The following is a 19,477-nucleotide window of genomic DNA, read 5'->3' as shown; positions in this document are numbered from 1 at the left end:
AAAAAGATCCGCCGAATGTCGGATCTGGTGGCTTCGGCGGCCCGAAACCCCGGCGCGGCCGGGGTGGAGGTCACCGTGCCGGCGGGCGGGAGACGGGCGGGGCGGTGAGCAGGGCGGTGGCCGTCTCCTGGATGGACCGGGTGAAGCGCCGAGGGTCGTCGGGGCGCGTCGTGCGCCTGACCAGCTCGCCGTCGAACAGGGCGAGCAGCGCGTGGGCCAGGAAATCCGCGTCGAGGTCGGCGCGCTCCTCCGCCACCAGGGACGCGATGTGGCGGTGCCAGAACAGGTAACTCGGCTCGGTGTACTTGTCGTCGGCGCACGCCTGCTCGTGCGCGGTCAGCAGGGCCGCGTTCCCCTCGGCGATCTCGCCGAGCCCGTCGAGGAAGGCCGTGAGCCGTTCCCTGGCGGGCGCTCCCGGCCCCAGGGGCGGACGGCCGCCGGCGACGGCTTCGCGCAGCGCCAGCGACCGCTCCTCCAGCAGCGCTCGCATCAGCCCGGTGCGGCTGCCGAACCTGCGGAAGACGGTTCCCTTGCCGACGCCCGCCGCCGCGGCGACGCGGTCCAGGGAGACGTGGTCGCTGCCGTGCTCGGCCACCAGCCGTTCCGCCGCCCGCAGGACCGCGTGCCGGTTGCGCGCCGCGTCGGCGCGCTCCTGGTGCTGCCCGGCCATGGAACCCCCTCGTTGACAAACGGACCTTTGGTCCGAATATGCTACTCCGAGATAAACGGACTGTCGGTCCGCTAATTCCGGAGGGCGGCCCCGCCCGCGTCCTCCGCGTCCGCGAGGCGCTCCGCCTCGCGCGCGTCCCGTCTCACCCGAAGGAAGCCTCATGACCGTTCGCGCTCTCGTCGCCGACCCGGCGGCGCAGGAAGGCATCGGCCTCGGCGAGGCCGGGGACCCCGACCCGCGCCCCGACCAGGTGCTGGTCGACGTGCGGCACATATCGCTCAACCGCGGTGAGGTGGCGTTCGCGAGCCGTTTCGCGCCGGGAACGACGCTCGGCCACGACGCCTCGGGCGTCGTGGCGCGGGCCGCGGCGGACGGCAGCGGGCCGGTGGAGGGCGCTCGGGTCGTCGTGTTCGGCGCGGGCGCCTGGGCGCAGCGCGTGGCGGTCGGCACGGACTCGGTCGCCGAGGTCCCCGACGGCGTCGACCTGGCCGACGCCGCGGCGTTGCCGATGGCCGGCGTCACCGCGTTGCGGACGTTGAGATCCCGCCCGATCCTGGGCCGCCGGGTCCTGATCACCGGGGCCGCGGGGGGAGTCGGCAGGTTCGCGGTGCAGCTCGCCGCGCTGGGCGGGGCGCGCGTCATCGCCTCCGTCGGTTCGGCGGCACGCGGGGAGGGGCTGGCCGAGCTGGGCGCCCACGAGGTGGTGGTCGGCCTCGACGGGATCGACCGCCCCGTCGACCTGGTCCTGGACAACGTCGGCGGGGCGCAGCTGGTCGCGGCGTGGCGGCTGCTCGCCCCCGGCGGCGACATCCAGAGCGTCGGCTGGGCCTCCGGCGAGCCCGCCGCGTTCGCGCCGCACTCGTTTTTCTCCCTCGGCCCGTCAAGGTCGATCAGCACGTTCGGCGACGCCACCCGGTTCGGGCCCGACCTGGCCACCCTGGTCGAGTTCGTCGCCGAGGGCAGGCTCTCTCCCGAGATCGGCCTGCGCGGAGCCTGGGACGGCGTCGCCGAGGCCGCGCGGGCCCTGCTCGGCCGCCAGGTCTCCGGAAAGGCCGTACTGGACGTCGAGCCGTACCGGCGGGACGCCGGCGGACGGTGAGGGGCGAGGGAGAAGAAGGGGGAGCCGCAGAGGGAGGGGTCTCAGAGGGGCGAGTAGAGCACGAAGACGTTGCCCGACGGGTCGCGGAGCACCGCCCTGACCTCGTGCGGTCCCGTCTCGGGCTCGCCGACCACCTTCGCGCCCGCCTCCACCAGCTCCCGTACGGCCAGCGCGACGTCGCCCACCTTGTAGGACGGCGCGGTGACGTCGCCCGCGACCCGTTCGAGCGCCCCGACCAGCGCGACCGTGACACCCCCTCCGTCCAGGGCGGCGAACCTGTCGCCGTCGCGGAATCTCACCGCCAGGCCGAGCGCACCCGAGTAGAAGGCGATCGCCCCCTCCATGTCGTCGACGGGGATCAGGACGTTGCCGAGCTTGCTCACACTGGCCTCCACGGGGGGCAGGTCGAAGGTCACTCGCACCGGTGCGCGGATTCGCAGCCGGTCCCGCGCGTCGCCGGTCGCCGGTCCCGCGCCGATCTGGTCCGACGACGGGGCGTCCGCTATCCCGGTTCCTCCGGGGACGTCCCGCCGTCCGAGGACGGCTCCTCGGACACCGACGGCTCCGGTTCCTCGTCCGACTGGCACGGCGGAAGGGTGATCCGCGTCTCCCTGGAGCGGCTCTCCCCCTCGGGGACGGTGGTGATCACCACTGTCCGCCTGACGGGCAGGCCGCATTCGGGCAGGGGGGCGAACCGGCCGGTCACCTCGCGCGAGTACTCGGTACGGCCTGACAGCTCCAGCGTCTGGGCGCTGCCGGTCTGCCCGGTCTCGCCGCCGACGACCTTCTGGGCGAACGCGAGTCTCACGGTCACCGGAGAGGCGTCGGAGGCGCGGACCCGGAAGCCGACCGTGGCGCCGTCGAAGGAGGTGATCGTGACCGAGGGAGGCGCGCACCTGTCTCCCCCCACCGTCGTCTCCTCGTACTGCGCGCCGTTGGCGGAGGGACGGTCGGTGGTGACCGTGATCCCGAGCACGGCCTCGCCGTCGCACGGGATCTCCGTCGCGGGGCCGGGGAGGTCCACGCTGTAGCCGGTCTCGCCGGACAGGTTCCTGGTCAGGGTGCTCAGGGTCCTGACGGCTCCCTCGCCGTCCTTGCGGGTGAAGACCGCGGTGAGCCGCACCTTGCCGGGGCCTCCCGCGCGGACCTTGACGGTCGCCTCGTCGCCGTCCCACGAGGCGATGTCCACGCTCTGGACCGTGGGCGCGGGGCAGGGATCGCCCCTGACCTCCGTCGTACGGCTCAGCTCCCCTCCGGAGAACCGGGGCGAGGTGGAGACCGTGACCCGCCGGTAGAGGGTCTGCTCGCAGGCCGGGGCGGTGAAGGCGTACCCGACAGGCTGGGAGTAGACGTCGGCTCCGGTGAGGGTGAAGCTGCGCGGGGCCGTCTCGGTCAGCTGGTCGCGGTCGTCTCCCTGGGCGAACCTGACGGTCAGCACGACGTCCGCCGGGGTCGACGCGCGCAGGGAGACCGTCGCCCCGCCCGCGTCCATCCGGGTGATCGCCAGGTCGCTGACCGCGTGCCTGGGCGTGGGCGGCGGCGTCGTGGGGGCGGTCGTGATCGGGGTCGGGGTCCGAGGGGGCGAAGGGGAGGCCGAGGGGTTCGAGCCGGTTCCGCGGGTCGGCGACGGGCGGGGCGAGTGGCTCGCGCCGCCCGGGTTGGTGTTCCCCGAGGGAGGAGAGGTGCGCTCCGTGAGGCTCCGCGAAGGGCCGGGCGGGGTGACGGGCTCGGCGGGGGGCGACCCCCCTTCGCCGCCCGGCGGCGTCTCGTCGGAGGAGGATCTCGGCGGCGGAGTGAAGATCGTGTCGGCCGAGAGCCTGTCGGTCGACCGGCCCGAGGCGACGAGCCCGACGGTGGCCGCGACGGTGATCACGGCCACTCCGGCCAGGATCCTGGGACCGACCCGCGGGCGTCGCACCCCGCCCGCGCGGCCCGCGGCCCCCCTGCCGCCGATGCGGCCGACCACGCTCCGCGCGATCGAGGTGCTCGCCCTCTGCGTCGGTCTGGCGAGCGGGAACGCCAGCGCCAGCAGCGTCGCGAGCTCGGCCAGGTGCCGCCGCCCCCGCTGCTCCCACTCCGGTCCGTAGGCCGAGACCGCCGCCGTCTCCAGCTCGGCGAGGAACGCCTCCGCCGTCGCGGGCCGGGCCGCCGGGTTCTTCGCCATGCCCCGCGCGACCAGTCCCCGTACCGAGCTCGGCACCTCCTCCAGCGGGATCGGCGCGGTCTGGTGCTGGTGCATCAGCGCGGCGCCGTGCCCGGCCCGGTACGGCCTGCGCCCGGTGAGGCACTCGAAGAACACGCACGTGGCCGCGTAGACGTCGCTCGCCGCGGTCGCCGGGTGCCCCGTCCACTGTTCGGGGGCCATGTAGGGAGGGGTGCCCTCCGGCGTGCCCGCCTCCCCGGTCCGGGCGGCGATGCCGAAGTCCGTCAGCTTGCTGCCGCCGTCGGCCTGGATCAGCACGTTCTCCGGTTTGTAGTCGCGGTGCACGATCCCGGCGGAGTGCGCGAACGCCAGGCCCAGCAGCGAGCCCTTGAGCACCACGAGCGCCGCCTCGGGGCTGGTGGTGCCGTGGTCGGCCAGGATCCTCCTGAGCGCGACGCCGTCCACCAGTTCCATGACGATCGCGGCCTCGAGCACGTCCTCGTAGTACTCGTAGAACTGGACCACGTTCGGGTCGTGCAGCTCGACCATGACCCGCGCCTCCTCGCGGAAGCGCACCAGGAACCGGTGGTCCTGTCTCAGGGCCGTGTTCAGATATTTGATCGCCACGTAGGCGCCGGTCGCGGTGTAGGTGGCCAGCACCACCCGGCCACCGCCTCCCGCGCCGAGCTCTCGAACCTCGTGGTATCCCGGAACCAATTGAGTCCCCCTCCGAGCGCCGTCGCTTGTTCGACGGTCTCACCCCCGCTGTCGGTTGTCACGGTTCGCGAATTTCGCTGGAAAGGTCGCAGGGAGTGATCGGAAATTCCGGTCGTCCCGCGCCGGACACGCGGCACGGCGGCGACGGCCGTACGGTCTCCACGGCTCCGTACGGCCGGGCTCGCGAGGGGACGTTCTCGAAGAAGGGCGCTCAGCGTCCTTTCCAGCCGTCCCGGTGGACGAGGTCGGACAGGGGGACACGCTTGCGCCACCCCTTGCGCTCGAGGTCGGGGACGGTCTTGAGGTGGCTCACGGGTCCCAGGCAGAGCCAGGCCACCGGGCGGACCCCCTCGGGGACGCCGAGCAGGCCGGTGACGAACTCCTCGCGGTAGAAGGACACCCAGCCGACCCCCATGCCCTCGGCGGTCGCCGCCAGCCAGAGGTTCTGGATCGCCAGGCAGACCGAGTAGAGCCCGGTGTCGGCGATCGAGTGCCGTCCGAGGACGGCGGGCGCGCCGCGCAGAGGGTCGTAGGTGACGACGACGGAGAGCGTCGACTCGCGCACCCCGTCGACCTTGATCGTGGCGAACGTGGCGGCCCGTTCCGCGTCCAGGGAGGCCGCGAAGACGGCGCGCTCCTCCTCGACGTGGCCGGCGAACGCGTCGCGGACGCCCTGGTCGCGTATCACGATGAAGTCCCATGGCTGCGAGAGGCCGACGCTGGGCGCGGCGTGCGCGGCCTCCAGGATCCGCATCAGGATCTGCTCGGGAACCGCCTCCCCGGTGAACTCCCCGCGTACGTCCCGCCGATCGAAGATCACTTCGTAGAACTCAGTCATGATCGATAGCATCTCCGACCCGGCCCGTGTGCCCGCCGGTGCCCCCGCCGTTCCGTGACCCGACGGGTTTCGGACATCGGCGAAGGGGCCGGCGGACACGCCCCCGCGGGCCGGAGGAGAGAGGAAGGCGAGGAGAGCAGCAGGCCTTCCGACCGAAGGCGGCAGGATGGGTGACCGCCCGCCGACAGCCTGTCGGGACGCTCTGTAGATTCGCTGTACGGCCGCCGTCCCCCGGGGGAAGGAGCCGGGAGCGGCCCTACAGGAATTGTGAAGGTCCAGGTCAGAAGGGGCGGCTTCGGGCGGCCCGTGCCCCGTTCCTCAGGGAACGACCTTGACGTCGAAGAAGATGCCGCTGAGGTGGGGCATGTACTGGTTGCCGTCCGCGTCGACCATCTTCCAGTAGACCTTGCACTTACCCGGTTCCCTCGGAGCCCGCACCTCCACGTTCACCAGCGCCGAGCCGCCGGGGTCGGTGTCGGGCAGCGGCACGCTCCGCTCCGTCTGGCACAGGTCCTCGCCGTCCCACGGCCACTGGCGGTACAGGAAGCGGTCCCGCCACGGGACCGTGCCGATGTTGTCGATCTTCCAGGTCTTGACGAACCTCTCGCCGACCCTGACCGCGCTGCCGTCGGGATAGGTCACGTCCGCGGCCAGCCGTGACTTGTCGCCGGGGACGGGCCGGACCAGGTCGGGCTCGGGAGGGCCGGAGGCCGGACGCGACAGCCACAGGAACACCGCCGCCGCGGCCAGGCAGACGACCACGGCCGCGGCGGCCACGCGGCGGGCGCGCGATCCGAGTGGGCCGAGGCCCGGACGCCTCTCCGCGCCCGGCGCCTCCGCCCCGGCTCCGCCGTCGCCGCCCGGCGTCTCCGCTCCCGCTCCGCCTTCGCCGTCCGGCCGCCCGGCTCCGCCGTCGTCCTTCCCACGCAGGGGTCCGCCGTCACCGTTTTCCCGCTCGGCCTCACCGCCGTCACCGTTTTCCGGCTCGGCCTCACCGTCGTCGCCCGTTCGCCCGATCTCGCCCCCGAAGGAGCCGGCCTCGTGGGTCTCCCCTTCCGCCTTCCGCACGAGGAGCGGGGTGTCGTCCCGGGGGAGGAGCACGGGGCACGGCGGCCCCGGCTCGGCGGCCAGGATCTCCTGGTGCAGGGCGCGCACCTCGGGTCTGGGATCGGTGCCGAGCTCGTCGCGGAGGGTCCTGCGGAGCCGTTCGTAGAGTGTGAGCGCCTCCGCCGACCTGCCGGTGGCGTGCAGGACGCGCATCAGGAGGAGGTGCAACGGCTCGCGCAGCGGGTTGCGGCTCGCCAGCGTGGTCAGGTCGGCGACCAGGGTGGCCGGGACCCCCGGCCCTGACAGGCTCAGCGTGGCGTACGCCTCCATGGCGGAAAGGCGCAGCTCCTGGGCGTGCGCCGCCTGGTCCGTGACGCACGGCGTCTGCGGGACGTCGCAGAACGGCTCTCCGCGCCACAGCGCGAGTCCCTCCCGCAGCGCCTTCATCGCCGTCTCCGGGGTGTCCGCGCGGCCCGCGAGGGAGAGCGCTCCCTGCAGGCGCGCCAGGTCGGTGCCCGCGTCGCCGAGGTCGAGCTTGTAGCCGCCCGACCGGCTGCACAGCACCGACTCCGCCTCGGCGGGCGCGGTGACGGACCGCAGCAGCGTGCGCAGCCGGGACGCCCGCACCTGCACCGCGTTCGCCGGGTCCGCGGGCAGGCGGTCGGGCCACAGGGTGTGGGCGAGGTGCTCGGTCGAGACCAGCTCGCCGGGATGGGCGAGCAACTCACCGAGGAAGGCGCGATCTTTGGCGGCGCTGGGGGCGGTGGACTGCCCCTGGTGCGTGATCGTCAGGGAACCCAGCACGAGAAAGTCCACGGGGTGGAGTATCGCATAACAGGTCACTTAACCGACTGCGCGGATTGATGTTCGAAGCGTGACGTGGCAGCGCCTACCGTGATCTTTCGTAAGGGCGGAGAAACGCGGCGAACCCGGTGACGACCTCTTGAACCGCCGGGACAACGGGTAGCGTTTCGCGGGTGACCGTCCTTCTGCCCGGTGTCGCGCTCACCGACCACGTGTTCACCGTCCCCCTCGACCACGCCGACCCCGGCGGCGAGACGATCGAGGTCTTCGCCCGTGAGGCGGTCGACCCGGCCAAACAGGACCGGGACCTGCCGTGGCTGGTGTTCCTGCAGGGCGGTCCCGGCGGCAAGTCCCCCAGGCCCGTCGCGGCGGACGGCTGGCTGGGACACGCGCTGAAGACCCACCGGGTGCTCCTGCTCGACCAGCGGGGGACGGGGCGCAGCACCCCTCTCACCGCCAGGACGGTGACCGGCACGGACGCCGAGCTCGCCGCCCGCCTCAGGCACTTCCGGGCTGACGCGATCGTCGCGGACGCCGAGCTGATCCGGCGCGAGCTCGCGGGCGGCAGGCCGTGGGAGACCCTCGGCCAGAGCTACGGCGGTTTCGTCACGCTGACCTACCTCTCCAGGGCGCCGGAGGGCCTGGCCGCCTGCTATGTGGCCGGAGGGCTGCCGGGGCTCGACGCGACCGCGGACGACGTCTACTCCCGCACCTACCCCAGGGTCCGCGGCAAGGTCGACCGCTTCTTCGCCCGCTACCCCGAGGACTCCGCCAGGCTGGACGCGATCGCCGCCCGCCTGCGCGAGGAGGAGGTCAGGCTTCCCGACGGCGACGTGCTGAGCGTGCGCCGCCTGCAGTCCATGGGCATGTGCCTCGGGATGGGCGACGGAGCCGACTACCTGCACTGGGTCCTCGACGAGGCGTGGACCGGCGGCAGGCTCTCCGACCTGTTCCGCTACGAGGTCATGATGGCGACCGGCTTCGTCGGCAACCCGCTCTACGCGGTCCTGCACGAGCCGGTCTACGCCCAGGGGGCCGCGACCCCGTGGTCCGCGCACCGGCTGCTGCCCGCCGAGTTCGCCGAGGACGCGCGGCCCCTGCTCCCCACCGGGGAGATGATCTACCCCTGGATGTTCGACGAGATCTCCGCCCTGCGCCCCTTCAAGGGCGCGGCCGAGATCCTCGCCGCCGACACCGTCTGGCCCGACCTCTACGACCCGGTGCGGCTGGCCGCCAACCAGGTCCCGGTGTTCGCGGCCGTCTACTACGACGACATGTACGTCGACGAGGACCTGTCCATGCGGACCGCGCGTGCGGTCGGGAACGTGCGGACCTGGGTGACCAACGAGTGGGAGCACGACGGGATCAGGGTCTCGGGCGGCCAGGTCCTCGCCCGCCTGATGGAGATGGCCGACGGCGTGCACGGGTGAGGACGCCGGGGCGGGCACGCGCCGTCCCGGCCGTCACGCGCGGGCGTCCGGCCTCTCCGGGCCCCGCCCTCAGGCGACGGGAAGCTCGGTCAGCGGCAGCCGTACCTGGAAGCGGGTGTTCCCGGGGACGGACTCCACCCGCAGGTCGCCGCCGTGGCGGCCCGCGACGATGCGGAAGGAGATGTCCAGGCCGAGGCCCGTGCCCTCGCCGACCGCCTTCGTGGTGAAGAACGGCTCGAAGATCCGCTCACGCAGGTGCTCGGGCACGCCGGGGCCCGTGTCGCAGATCTCGATCAGGGCGGTGGTCCCGTGCTCGAGGCGGGTGCGGACGGTGAGCGTGCCGACGCCCGCCATCGCGTCCAGCGCGTTGTGGATCAGGTTGGTCCACACCTGGTTGAGCTCCCCCGCGTAGCCGGGCAGCGGCGGCAGCTCGGGGTCGTAGTCGGTGGCCACGGTGATCCCCGGCGGGATCTTGCCCCGGAACATGGTGAGCGTGCTGTCCAGCAGCTCCCGCACGTCGATCGTCTGGTAGGGCGCGCGGTCCATCTGGGAGTACTGCTTGGCCGAGGCGAGCAGTGAGGAGATCCGCTCGGTCGCGTCGGTCACCTCGTCGAGCATCTGGGAGATCTCGACGGCCTCGGACAGCCAGCGCACCGCCCCGGACAGGTGCTCCTGCCCCACTTTGCCGCGGACCTTCTCCAGGTTCTCCGGCCCGAACCCGGCGCTCACCAGCGGCGCCGCCAGCTCCCAGCCGTTCTCGACGCCGGCCTCCTCCAGCGCGTCGCCCAGCTCGTCCTCGGCGTCCGAGGTCTCGAGCGGGGTGCGCGCGGGCACGTTCCCGACGCTCTCCGCGCAGCTCTCCTGCAGGTCGACCAGCGCGCGCAACCTCTCGGGCGGGATGCCGCTCTCCGCCAGGTCGGCGAGCTCCCGCCGCGCTGACTTGATCTTGTCCCGCAGCTCGCCCACCGCGCGCACGGCGGCCGCCGCCGGGTTGTTGAGCTCGTGGGTGAGCCCGGCGGTGATCGTGCCGAGCGCGGTCAGCCGCTGCCGCCGGTCGATGAACTCCCGCTGGGCCAGCCCGCCGAGACGCACCCCGTCGAGCAGGTGCACCGCCATGGGGAACCACTCGGTGAGGATCTTTCCGTACTTCTTCGCGGGGAGCACGAAGAGGCGCGAGGGCTTGGTCGCGCGCAGCGAGTGGGCGTAGGTCTCGGGGGCGCGCTCGCCCAGGTAGGCCAGGGTCGCCCCGGCGTACACCCCGACCTGGGAGGTCGGGGTCATGGTCACCAGGCCCGCCGGGGTCTCGGTGGACATGACGATCTCGCCGTCGACGAGCACGACGAAGCACTCGGCGGGGTCTCCCTGCCGGATGACCAGCTCGCCCGCGCCGAAGTCGCGCTCCTCGCCGTACGTGGCCAGCCACTGGAGCTTCTCGTCGTCGAGTTTCTCGAAGAGGAACAGCCCTCTGAGCACGTCCGTGCTGGTCATGAGGCCTCCTTCGTCACCTACGGCCCAGGTGCGGCGCTCGGCGGGATCCCCGTCCCGCCCGGTCGCGTCCTGCCCGGACACCGCCTCCGCGCCCCGCTCGGTCATGTCTTCTCCAGGTAACGGTGCACGAGGGCCACGGCCATGGCCCCCTCGCCGACCGCGGAGGCGACCCGCTTGATCGAGTCGGCCCTGACGTCTCCGGCGGCGAACACGCCGGGCACGTTGGTCTCCAGGTGGTACGGCTCGCGCCGCAGCGGCCAGTTGCGGGGGCGGCTCTCCGCGGCGGTCAGGTCGGGGCCGGTGAGGACGAAGCCCTTCCGGTCGCGTTCGACCGTGTCGCCGAGCCAGTCGGTGAACGGCTCGGCGCCGATGAAGACGAACAGCCACTCGGCGTCGACCGGGCGCTCGCCCTCGGGGCCCTTGAGCGTGAGCCGTTCCAGGTGGTCGTCGCCCTCGGCGCCGACGACCTCGGTCCCGGTGTGCACCTCGATGTTCGGGATCTGCGAGATCTGCTCGATCAGGTAGTGCGACATGGACTTCTCGAGCCCGTCGCTCCTGACGATCAGGTGGACCCTGCTGGCGTACCCGGACAGGTAGACCGCGCCCTGCCCGGCCGAGTTGGCCGCGCCGACGATGTAGACCTCGCGGTCGCGGCACTCCGGGGCCTCGGTCACGGCCGCGCCGTAGTAGACCCCTCGGCCGACGAAGTCGTCCAGGCCGGGGGCGGTCAGCCTCCGGTAGGAGACGCCGGTGGCGAGGATCACGGTGTGCGCGGCGATGCTGCCGCCGTCGGCGAAGCCGACCACCCTGGCCTGCCCCTTGACCTCCAGGCTCGTGACCGTGCGAGCGGTCAGCAGTTCGGCGCCGAACTTCAGGGCCTGGCGGCGGGCGCGGTCGGCGAGCTGGGCGCCGGAGACGCCGTCGGGGAAACCGAGGTAGTTCTCGATGCGGGAGCTCTGGCCCGCCTGCCCGCCGGAGGCGTGCTGCTCGACCATCACGGTGCGCAGCCCCTCGGAGGCGCCGTAGACCGCCGCGCCCAGGCCGCCGGGGCCGCCCCCGATGACGATCAGGTCGTAGAAGTCGGTGGCCGGAGCGGTGGACAGGCCGACGGCGGCGGCCAGCGTCGAGGTGTCCGGGGCGGTGAGCTTCACGCCCTCCGAGGTGACGACCAGCGGCAGCCTGGCGGGGCTGACCTCGCAGTCCTCCCCTTCGAGCTCCTCTCCCGCGGCGGCGAGCAGTTGCGCCCCCTCGGGGGAGTCGGCCAGCAGCCAGCGGTAGGGCACCTGGTTGCGGGACAGGAAGTCGCGCACCTCGTAGGACCTCGCCGACCAGCGCGCTCCGACGACCCGCAGCTCGTCGGACTCGCGCCGGTCGGCCCGCTGCCAGGCGTCGAGCAGGGAGTCCAGCACCGGGTAGAACTTCTCCTCCGGCGGGTCCCACGGCTTGAGCATGTAGTGGTCGAGGTCCACGACGTTGATCGCCTGGATCGCCGCCTCCGTGTCGGCGTAGGCGGTCAGCAGCACGCGACGGGCGTGGGGGTACAGGTCCATCGCCTGCTCGAGGAACTCGACGCCGTTCATCTGGGGCATCCGGTAGTCGGCGAGGATCGCCGCGACGTCGTCGCCGCGCAGGCGCATCTCGCGCACGCTGTCCATGCCCTGGTTCGCGGTGTCGGCCCTGACGATGCGGTAGGACTGACCGTAGCGACGCCTCAGGTCACGTGCCACGGCACGTGAGACGCCTGGATCGTCATCGACCGTCACGATGACCGGTTTGTCCATGACCTGCCTTCCCCCGAACTCCGACAACCTTTATGAAGGATGTCATATCCCCCCAAAGCGACCGCCTGGTTCCCCTTGGGGTGACCGCCTGGTCGGGCCGGTCACAGGTCGGGCATCCCGACGGCGCGGAGCAGGGCCGCCGGATGGCCGTGGGCGGCGCGCAGGCGCATCAGCTCGGGGTCGCTGTTCCAGAACTCGCGCAGCGTGTCGTGGCCGAGCCGGTCGGCGATGATCTGCAGCGCGATGTCGTGCTTGATGTACTCGACCGACATCAGGACCACGGCGGGGTCCTCGGTGTAGACGCCCCAGGCGGAGCCGTTCACGAACCCCCCGATCAGGACCTCGCTGCAGTCGCCGACGACCACCAGGAGACTGCAGCCCAGGTTCTCGATCACCGAGTCCGGAACGGGGAAGCGGTGTTCGTACAGGTGCCCGACCGAGACCTCGGCCGGGCCGAAGTGCACGATCGACACCTCGACCCCGCGCTCGGCCACCCGTCCGACCAGGGGGCAGAGCTGTTTCATCTCGTCCGGCCAGATCGACAGGAACAGGTCGGTGCGCGCGGCGGCGATCACGTCCTCCGCCCGCGCGAGCACCGCCTCCGTGCCCTTGAGGTTGTGGATCATGTGCGCCCCCGGGGGCGCCACGATCGTCGGCAGTGAGGCCTGCAGCGACTCGATCGAGTCGTCGAACTCCCTGCGCATGCGCTCCAGCAGCGACTTGGGCGGCAGCGGCAGGTAGCCGACGGCCTCCTCAGGGCCGCGCAGCTCGTAGGCCGCGCCCTTGCCGACCAGTTTGCCCAGCGTCTCGTAGACGGTGCTACGTGGCACGCCGGAGCGTTTGGCCACCTCGTAACCGTTGAGCGGCTGCCCGGCGACCACCAATGTGACGTACGCCTTGGCCTCGTAACCCGACATGCCCAGGCGCTGCAACTGTTCCACGACGTCCCGCATCGCAGTCATGCTACGGCGCGCAGTGCCGTTTAGCGTTGTCCTAAAGCACCTTATTTGGTGTCATGTTAATCGTTTTGGAGCATCGTCCCGGTAACGACCGCTGTGAGCAGGGAAGTCTCCGGGGACGTGAAAGGCCGCGACCACCCCCGGCAGGGCGGTCGCGGCCTTCCGCGCGTCGGATCAGACCTGGCCGGCCTTCTCCAGAGCGGAGCAGCAGGTGTCGACGATGAGACGCGTCACGAGGTACGGGTCGACGTTGGCGTTGGGGCGACGGTCCTCGATGTAGCCCTTCTTCTCCACCTCGACCTGCCACGGGATGCGCACCGAGGCGCCGCGGTCGGAGACGCCGTAGCTGAACTTGTTCCACGGGGCGGTCTCGTGGTGGCCGGTGAGGCGCTCCTCGATGCCGGCGCCGTAGTGCTTGACGTGCTCGGCGGCGTTCGCGGCGAGCGCCTCGCAGGCGGTGATGATCGGGTCGTAGCCCTCACGCATCGCCTTGGTGGAGAAGTTGGTGTGCGCGCCGGCGCCGTTCCAGTCGCCCTTCACCGGCTTGGCGTCGAGCGTGGCGGCGATGTTGAAGTCCTCGGCGACGCGGTAGAGCAGCCAGCGGGCGATCCACATGTGGTCGGACACCTCGACCGGGCCCGCCGGGCCGACCTGGAACTCCCACTGACCGGGCATGACCTCGGCGTTGATGCCGGAGATCGCCAGACCGGCCTCCAGGCACAGGTCGAGGTGCTTCTCGACGACGTCGCGGCCGAAGACCTCGTCCGCGCCGACGCCGCAGTAGTAGCCGCCCTGCGGAGCGGGGAAGCCGCCGATCGGGAAGCCGAGCGGGCGGCCCTCCTTGAAGAAGGTGTACTCCTGCTCGATGCCGAACCAGGACTCCTGGTCGGCGAACCTCTCGGCCACCTCGACGAGCGCGGCGCGGGTGTTGCTGGAGTGCGGGGTCATGTCGATGTCGAGGACCTCGCAGAGCACCAGCACGTTGCCGCCGCCGCGGATCGGGTCCGGACAGGTGAAGACCGGCTTGAGCACGCGGTCGGAGGAGCCGCCGTCGGCCTGGTTGGTGCTGGACCCGTCGAAGCCCCAGATCGGCAGCTCGGCGCCGTCGGCCAGGATCCTCGTCTTCGAACGGAGCTTGGCGGTCGGCTCGGTGCCGTCGATCCAGATGTATTCAGCCTTGAAGGTCATCAGCGAAGTCCTTGAGGAGGGAGGGGTTGCTGCCCTCAAAGAGTCGCAAGTCGCGATTTCGCATCTGTTGCCCGTATGTGAACAGGATGTTACTCAGGTCTGTTCGGCCAGGCAGAGCCGTCGAGAAAACTTTGCACATTCCCTTTCCGGGGCTGTGAGCTGCTCATACGGCGGAACGGAGATCGGCCGCCCGGTGGACGTCCCGGGCGGCCGACGCCCCGGTCAGGGCGTCGGCCGGTCCTTCTCCGCCTGGCAGTCCTTGCCCGCCTGGCGGGCCTCGAAGATGCGAGCCGAGGCGGACTCGTGCGCGAGGCGGCGCAGGACGTCGAGGACCCGGCCGTGCACGACGGTGCCGATGACCAGGGCCTCGACCGCCGTCTCCCGGGGGCCGTCCATGGGGATGGTGCCCATCTCCTGCTCGACCAGCGAGGCCGCGGCCCGCGCGTAGGGGCGCAGAGCCTCGCCGGTCGCGGGCATGCCGAGCCGGTCGAGGGTCTGGACGGCCTGGGCCAGCTCGTCGCGTGTCGGGGCCCATGGCTCGATCCGCCAGCCGAGCTCGGAGATCAGGCGGTCCGCCTCCGCGCGGGCGCGCCGCCAGTCCTCGTCGTCGGGGTGGGGGGCGACCTCGGGCGCGATGGCGTAGTGGGCGGTGCCCAGCACGTGGTGCATGCTCAGGTCCTCGTCGTCCACGGCGGCGAGCACCTTGCGGATGGACGCGATGGGCAGCCGCCCGACCTCGAGCAGCGCGCGGATCAGCCGCAGCCTGCGCACGTGGGCCTCGCCGTACTCCGCCCTGGTGGCGGAGGTCTGCTCACCCGAGGGGAGCAGACCTTCGCGCAGGTAGTACTTGATGGTGGGGATGGGGACGCCCGACGCGGCGCTGAGCTGGGATATCCGCATAATTAGATAGTACAGGTAGCTAATAGGTGGGCGGGTCGCGCGATCTTCCGAGCTCGCCCCTTGCCGGGCGTCGACGCGCAAAGTAATCTGATGATTACTCTCCGTTGAGGAAGGGGTGGTCGTGGGCGCGGCCGGGCTGTCACGGCGCGAGCTCCTGCGCGGCGCCGTCCTCGCCGGGCTCTGCCCGCCCGCGCTGTCGGCGTGCGCGGGCCCGTGGGGCCGTGGCGGAGCGCCCGCCGCGCCCGTTCGGGGGGCCACAAGCGCCGCCAACCCGCTCGGCCTCGTCGAGGACGGCCCCCTCGAAGTCTGGATCTTCGACGGAGGCCTCGGCGACGGCTACGCCAGGACCATCCACGAACCCCTGGTCGCCGGCAGGTTCCCCAGACTCAGGATCAGGCACAACGCGACCAAGGAGATCGCCAAAGCCCTCCAGCCGCGTTTCGCCGGCGGCGATCCGCCCGAGCTCGTCAACAACTCCGGCGCCAACGCCATGGAGTTCGGCGCCCTGGTCCAGGACGGCCGGCTCACCGACCTGACGCCGCTGTACGACGCGCCGAGCTGGGACGACCCCTCCGTCACGGTGCGCGAGACCGTCGACGCCGCGGCGATCGAGCTGGGCAGCTACGACGGCAGGCCCTACGTCATGAACTACGCCACCACCGTCTGGGGCATCTGGTACTCCCGGGCGCTCTTCGAGGCCAGGGGCTGGCGGCCTCCCCGGACCTGGGCGCAGTTCCTGGCGCTCTGCGAGACCGTCGGGAAGTCCGGGACCGCGCCGTTCACCTACGCGGGCACGCACCCCCAGTACATCTGCGAGGCCATCCTCACCCTCGCCGCGAAGATCGGCGGCAGGGAGGTGCTCAGGCGCATCGACAACCTCGAGGAGGGCGCGTGGCTGGCCGAACCCGTCAGGCAGGCCGCCGAAGCCTTCGCGGAGATCGGGGCGAAACACCTTCTTCAGGGCACCGCAGGTCTCGACCACGTCCAGACCCAGACCGCGCAGAACAGGGGACGGGTCGCCATGCTGCCCTGCGGGTCATGGCTGGAGAACGAGCAGAGAGGCGCGGCCCCCGCGGGCTTCGACTACGCCATGTTCCCGCTGCCGGACTTCGGGCCGTCGGACGCCATGCCGTACGGCACGCTGCACGCCCAGCCGGGCGAGGAGTACATCGTGCCCGCGGGGTCGGCCAACCCCCGGGCGGGCCTGGAGTACATGCGGGCGATGCTCTCCAGACGGGCCGCGGGGAGGTTCACCGAGGCGGTCTCCACGCTGACCGTCGTCAAGGGGGCGAGCGAGGGCCACGTGCGCGGACCCGGCCTGAGGAGCGCGTCCACCGCCCTGGCCGAGGCGGGCGAGCACGTCGTGTCGTTCCTGTTCCGCAAGTGGTACGCCGAGCTGCACGACGAGGTCGCCGCGGTGTCCGGGCGGCTGATGAACGGCGGGCTCACCGTCGGCCAGTGGGCCGAGCGCGCGCAGCGCAGGGCCGACGCGATCAGGAACGACTCCTCGGTGCGGAAGTTCACGAGGTAGCACGGCGTGGACCGCGGCGGGAGACGGTTCGTCGCCGGGTTCCTCGCCGTCCCGCTCCTGCTCTACGCGATCTACGTGATCGTCCCCTGCGCGCAGGCCTTCCTTCTGGCGTTCACCGGCTGGCGCGGTGTGAACGCCACCCCGGAGTTCGTGGGGGCGGACAACTTCCGCAGGCTCCTCGCCGACGACGTCTTCTGGAGGGCGGCCGGCCACAACCTCCTGCTGCTGCTTCTGCTGCCTCCCGTCACCATCGTGATCGCACTCCTGTTCGCCCTCCTGCTCGGCGGCCAGGGCAGGGGCGTCGTCGGCGGGCGGGCGGCGGTGCGGGGCGCGGGGTTCTACCGGGTGGTGTTCTTCTTCCCCCACGTGCTGGCCGTCGCCCTGGTCGCGGTCCTGTTCCAGCAGGTCTTCAGGCCGGACCGGAGCGGCATGCTCAACGCTCCGCTGATCGCTCTGGGATTCGAGCCGGTCGGCTTCCTGTCCGACCCCGGTGTCGCGCTCTGGGCGGTCCTGGGCGTGCTCGTCTGGCAGGCGGTCGGGTTCTACGTGGTGCTCTTCTCCGCCGGGCTCGCCTCCATCCCGCGTGACCTGTTCGAGGCGGCGGCGATCGACGGCGCGGGGGGAGCGCGGCTGTTCGCCGGGGTCACGCTGCCGCTGCTCAGGGACACGGTCCAGGCGGGCTGGGTCTATCTCGGCGTCGCCGCGCTGGACGTCTTCGCCGTCGTGTGGGTGATGACGGCCGAGCGCGGAGGGCCGGACCACTCCACGACGGTGATGGCGGCGGAGACCTACCGCAACGCCTTCCAGTACTCCAGGTTCGGCTACGCCTGTGCGATGGGTGTGGTGCTGTTCCTGTTCGCCGCCGGGTTCGCGGTGCTCGCCCTGCGCCTGTCGCGGCGTGAGCGGATCGAGTTCCGGTGAGGGCGGAGCCCCGCAGAGCGGGGGAGCGCGCCAGGAGGGGTGTCCCGGCGGCCCTGGCGCACCTCGCGCTGCTGGTCTGGACGTTCCTGGTCGCGGTGCCGATCGTGTGGACGTTCCTGGCCTCGGTGAAGAGCGAGGAGGAGATCTTCGGGGACGCCTGGGCGCTGCCCGCCTCCCTCAGGCTCGACGGCTGGGGACGGGCGTGGGAGCGGGCGCACGTGGGCCGCTACATGCTCAACAGCGTCGTCGTGGTGGCGTGCGGCACGTCCGGCACGATGCTGTTCGGCTCGATGGCGGCATACGTGCTCGCCCGTTACCGCTTCCGCGGCCGTCGGGTGGTCCACGCCCTGTTCGTCGCGGGCCTGGCCCTTCCCGTCCACCTCGTGCTGACCCCGCTGTTCTTCGTCGTGCGGAGCACGGGCGAGATCCCGGTGATAGGCCCCTTCGTGGGCCTGAACACCCACGGCGGCCTGGTCCTGGTCTACGTCGCCTGCTCGCTGCCGTTCACGGTGTTCTTCCTGACGGCGTTCTTCAGGACGCTCCCGGAAGCGGTCGCGGAGGCGGCCTTCCTGGACGGGGCCTCGCACACGCGGGTGTTCTTCCAGATCATGTTGCCGATGGCCAGGCCGGGCGTCGTCGGCGTGGCCGTCCTCAACGTGCTCGGCCAGTGGAACCAGTACCAGCTCCCGCTGGTCCTGCTCCCCTCCGACAGGGACAGGTGGGTGCTCACCCAGGGCATCGCCGACATCTCGACCGCCGCGGGCTACGACGCCGACTGGCCCGCGCTGTTCGCCGCGCTCGGCATGGCGATCGTCCCGATGCTCGCCGTCTACGCGCTCCTGCAGGGACAGATCCGCGAAGGCCTGGTCGCGGGGGCCTTCAGATGACTTCGGCGATCATCGATTAAGACTCCCTTCGGGAGATCGTCTATGGTGGTTCACAGAGAATGGGTTGACTGTTGGGGCCTTCCAGAGAGAAAGTTCGTTAGGAAAGTTTCCTAACGAGCGGGCGGAAAACATCGCCCGTGGCAGAGCCTCCGACCCTCCCTGGAGAGATCACGTGCCTACCTCGTCAAACCGGCGTTCCCGCAGGGCCCTCAGCCTCCTGCTCGCTCCCGTCGTGGTCGCGGCCCCGGCCCTGATCGCCTTCGGCGGCCCCGCGCACGCCGACGACCCCTCGGCGTCCCCCGCGGAGGTCTCGCAGGTCGCGGCCGCCGCGGTCGACCTCAGCGATCCCGTCAAGAAGGAGATCGCGATGAAGCTCGTCTCCAGCGCGGAGAACTCCTCCCTCGACTGGAAGGCGCAGTACAAGTACATCGAGGACATCGACGACGAGCGCGGCTACACGGCGGGGATCATCGGCTTCTGCTCCGGCACCGGGGACATGCTGGACCTCGTCGAGCTCTACACCCAGCGCAAGCCGGGGAACGTGCTCGCCAAGTACCTGCCCGCCCTGCGCAAGGTCAACGGCACCGACTCGCACAAGGGCCTCGACCCCAACTACCCGAAGGACTGGGCCACCGCGGCCAAGGACACGGTCTTCCAGCAGGCGCAGAACGACGAGCGGGACCGGGTGTACTTCAACCCGGCGGTGAGCCAGGCCAAGAAGGACGGCCTGCGCACCCTCGGGCAGTTCATCTACTACGACGCCATCGTCATGCACGGTGACGGAGACGACTCGCTCAGCTTCAGCTCGATCCGCAAGAACGCCCTGAAGAAGGCCAAGCCGCCGTCGCAGGGCGGCGACGAGGTCAAGTACCTCCACGCGTTCCTCGACGCCCGCAAGGTCGCGATGAAGGCCGAGTCCGCCCACGAGGACACCAGCCGGGTCGACACCGCGCAGCGGGTCTTCCTCAACAAGGGCAACCTCGACCTGAACACGCCGCTGAGCTGGAAGGTCTACGGCGACTCCTACACGATCAAGTAGGACCGGCCGGCCCCCGGCGGTCTGACGGCCGTCCT

General features: G+C 71.5%; 16 protein-coding genes. 6 read left to right on the top strand and 10 right to left on the bottom strand.

The genetic code is table 11. From position 1 onward, the window contains the following. Positions 1-70 precede the first annotated feature (70 nt). The gene (locus PKF00_RS38555; RefSeq protein WP_271222693.1) at positions 71-670 is read right to left on the bottom strand and encodes a TetR/AcrR family transcriptional regulator; all 600 of its coding nucleotides are present in this window, start codon (positions 668-670) and stop codon (positions 71-73) included. A gap of 160 nt (positions 671-830) precedes the next feature. Between PKF00_RS38555 and PKF00_RS38550 the strand changes: the two genes are divergently transcribed. Then, the gene (locus tag PKF00_RS38550; RefSeq protein ID WP_271222692.1) at positions 831-1,769 is read left to right on the top strand and encodes a zinc-binding dehydrogenase; all 939 of its coding nucleotides are present in this window, start codon (positions 831-833) and stop codon (positions 1,767-1,769) included. 41 nt (positions 1,770-1,810) lie between these two features. On the opposite strand, the gene PKF00_RS38545 is transcribed toward PKF00_RS38550, so the two are convergent. The 4 genes from PKF00_RS38545 to PKF00_RS38530 all read right to left on the bottom strand — a co-directional run bounded on the left by PKF00_RS38545 (position 1,811) and on the right by PKF00_RS38530 (position 7,330). After that, on the bottom strand, positions 1,811-2,191 hold the full coding sequence (locus tag PKF00_RS38545; RefSeq protein ID WP_271222691.1) for a VOC family protein: 381 nt from the start codon (positions 2,189-2,191) through the stop codon (positions 1,811-1,813). Between the two features lie 80 nt (positions 2,192-2,271). Continuing rightward, on the bottom strand, positions 2,272-4,629 hold the full coding sequence (locus tag PKF00_RS38540) for a serine/threonine-protein kinase (protein WP_271222690.1): 2,358 nt from the start codon (positions 4,627-4,629) through the stop codon (positions 2,272-2,274). A gap of 211 nt (positions 4,630-4,840) precedes the next feature. Next, positions 4,841-5,467: a 5,6-dimethylbenzimidazole synthase gene (gene bluB, locus PKF00_RS38535; protein WP_271222689.1), complete on the bottom strand. Its 627-nt coding sequence runs from the start codon at positions 5,465-5,467 to the stop codon at positions 4,841-4,843. A 318-nt stretch (positions 5,468-5,785) separates the two neighbouring features. Beyond that, entirely contained in the window at positions 5,786-7,330 is a 1,545-nt protein-coding gene (locus PKF00_RS38530) for a BTAD domain-containing putative transcriptional regulator (protein ID WP_271222688.1), read from the bottom strand. A 161-nt stretch (positions 7,331-7,491) separates the two neighbouring features. Between PKF00_RS38530 and PKF00_RS38525 the strand changes: the two genes are divergently transcribed. Further along, positions 7,492-8,748: an alpha/beta fold hydrolase gene (locus PKF00_RS38525; protein ID WP_271222687.1), complete on the top strand. Its 1,257-nt coding sequence runs from the start codon at positions 7,492-7,494 to the stop codon at positions 8,746-8,748. A 69-nt stretch (positions 8,749-8,817) separates the two neighbouring features. Here the strand turns inward: PKF00_RS38525 and PKF00_RS38520 are convergent, their stop codons facing one another. The 5 genes from PKF00_RS38520 to PKF00_RS38500 form a co-directional block, all read right to left on the bottom strand. Further along, positions 8,818-10,341: an ATP-binding protein gene (locus PKF00_RS38520; protein WP_271222686.1), complete on the bottom strand. Its 1,524-nt coding sequence runs from the start codon at positions 10,339-10,341 to the stop codon at positions 8,818-8,820. Then, entirely contained in the window at positions 10,338-12,017 is a 1,680-nt protein-coding gene (locus PKF00_RS38515) for an NAD(P)/FAD-dependent oxidoreductase (RefSeq protein WP_271222685.1), read from the bottom strand. Before PKF00_RS38515 ends, PKF00_RS38520 begins: the two co-directional genes overlap by 4 nt. 101 nt (positions 12,018-12,118) lie before the next feature. After that, on the bottom strand, positions 12,119-12,970 hold the full coding sequence (locus PKF00_RS38510) for a TrmB family transcriptional regulator (protein WP_271222684.1): 852 nt from the start codon (positions 12,968-12,970) through the stop codon (positions 12,119-12,121). Between the two features lie 180 nt (positions 12,971-13,150). Continuing rightward, positions 13,151-14,164: a glutamine synthetase gene (glnII, locus tag PKF00_RS38505; RefSeq protein ID WP_271222683.1), complete on the bottom strand. Its 1,014-nt coding sequence runs from the start codon at positions 14,162-14,164 to the stop codon at positions 13,151-13,153. A gap of 222 nt (positions 14,165-14,386) precedes the next feature. Further along, positions 14,387-15,064 (bottom strand): MerR family transcriptional regulator, encoded by a 678-nt coding sequence (locus tag PKF00_RS38500; protein ID WP_271222682.1) that lies wholly within the window; start codon positions 15,062-15,064, stop codon positions 14,387-14,389. Positions 15,065-15,185: 121 nt separating this feature from the next. Between PKF00_RS38500 and ngcE the strand changes: the two genes are divergently transcribed. From ngcE to PKF00_RS38480, 4 genes are all read left to right on the top strand, one after another. Beyond that, on the top strand, positions 15,186-16,595 hold the full coding sequence (gene ngcE / locus PKF00_RS38495) for an N-acetylglucosamine/diacetylchitobiose ABC transporter substrate-binding protein (RefSeq protein WP_271222681.1): 1,410 nt from the start codon (positions 15,186-15,188) through the stop codon (positions 16,593-16,595). A gap of 6 nt (positions 16,596-16,601) precedes the next feature. Continuing rightward, on the top strand, positions 16,602-17,516 hold the full coding sequence (locus PKF00_RS38490; protein WP_271222680.1) for a carbohydrate ABC transporter permease: 915 nt from the start codon (positions 16,602-16,604) through the stop codon (positions 17,514-17,516). Beyond that, complete coding sequence (locus PKF00_RS38485; RefSeq protein WP_271222679.1) at positions 17,513-18,403, top strand: carbohydrate ABC transporter permease; 891 nt, start codon at positions 17,513-17,515, stop codon at positions 18,401-18,403. The genes PKF00_RS38490 and PKF00_RS38485 overlap by 4 nt, the downstream gene beginning before the upstream one ends. A gap of 172 nt (positions 18,404-18,575) precedes the next feature. After that, positions 18,576-19,442 (top strand): chitosanase, encoded by an 867-nt coding sequence (locus PKF00_RS38480; protein ID WP_271222678.1) that lies wholly within the window; start codon positions 18,576-18,578, stop codon positions 19,440-19,442. Positions 19,443-19,477: the final 35 nt, after the last annotated feature.

It is taken from the genome of Streptosporangium carneum, from assembly GCF_027922005.1.
GTDB classification, from domain to species: Bacteria; Actinomycetota; Actinomycetes; order Streptosporangiales; family Streptosporangiaceae; genus Streptosporangium; species Streptosporangium carneum.
The sequence above is the reverse complement of the archived record's forward strand: the minus strand, read 5'-3'. Positions and strand labels throughout refer to the sequence as shown.

What these genes read in the sequence shown, in the direction of transcription:
- PKF00_RS38555 (WP_271222693.1), bottom strand. Translation starts at nt 670, where the DNA reads ATGGCCGGGCAGCACCAGGAGCGCGCCGACGCGGCGCGCAACCGGCAC.
- PKF00_RS38550 (WP_271222692.1), top strand. Translation starts at nt 831, where the DNA reads ATGACCGTTCGCGCTCTCGTCGCCGACCCGGCGGCGCAGGAAGGCATC.
- bluB (WP_271222689.1), bottom strand. Translation starts at nt 5,467, where the DNA reads ATGACTGAGTTCTACGAAGTGATCTTCGATCGGCGGGACGTACGCGGG.
- PKF00_RS38520 (WP_271222686.1), bottom strand. Translation starts at nt 10,341, where the DNA reads ATGACCGAGCGGGGCGCGGAGGCGGTGTCCGGGCAGGACGCGACCGGG.
- PKF00_RS38515 (WP_271222685.1), bottom strand. Translation starts at nt 12,017, where the DNA reads ATGGACAAACCGGTCATCGTGACGGTCGATGACGATCCAGGCGTCTCA.
- PKF00_RS38510 (WP_271222684.1), bottom strand. Translation starts at nt 12,970, where the DNA reads ATGCGGGACGTCGTGGAACAGTTGCAGCGCCTGGGCATGTCGGGTTAC.
- glnII (WP_271222683.1), bottom strand. Translation starts at nt 14,164, where the DNA reads ATGACCTTCAAGGCTGAATACATCTGGATCGACGGCACCGAGCCGACC.
- PKF00_RS38500 (WP_271222682.1), bottom strand. Translation starts at nt 15,064, where the DNA reads ATGCGGATATCCCAGCTCAGCGCCGCGTCGGGCGTCCCCATCCCCACC.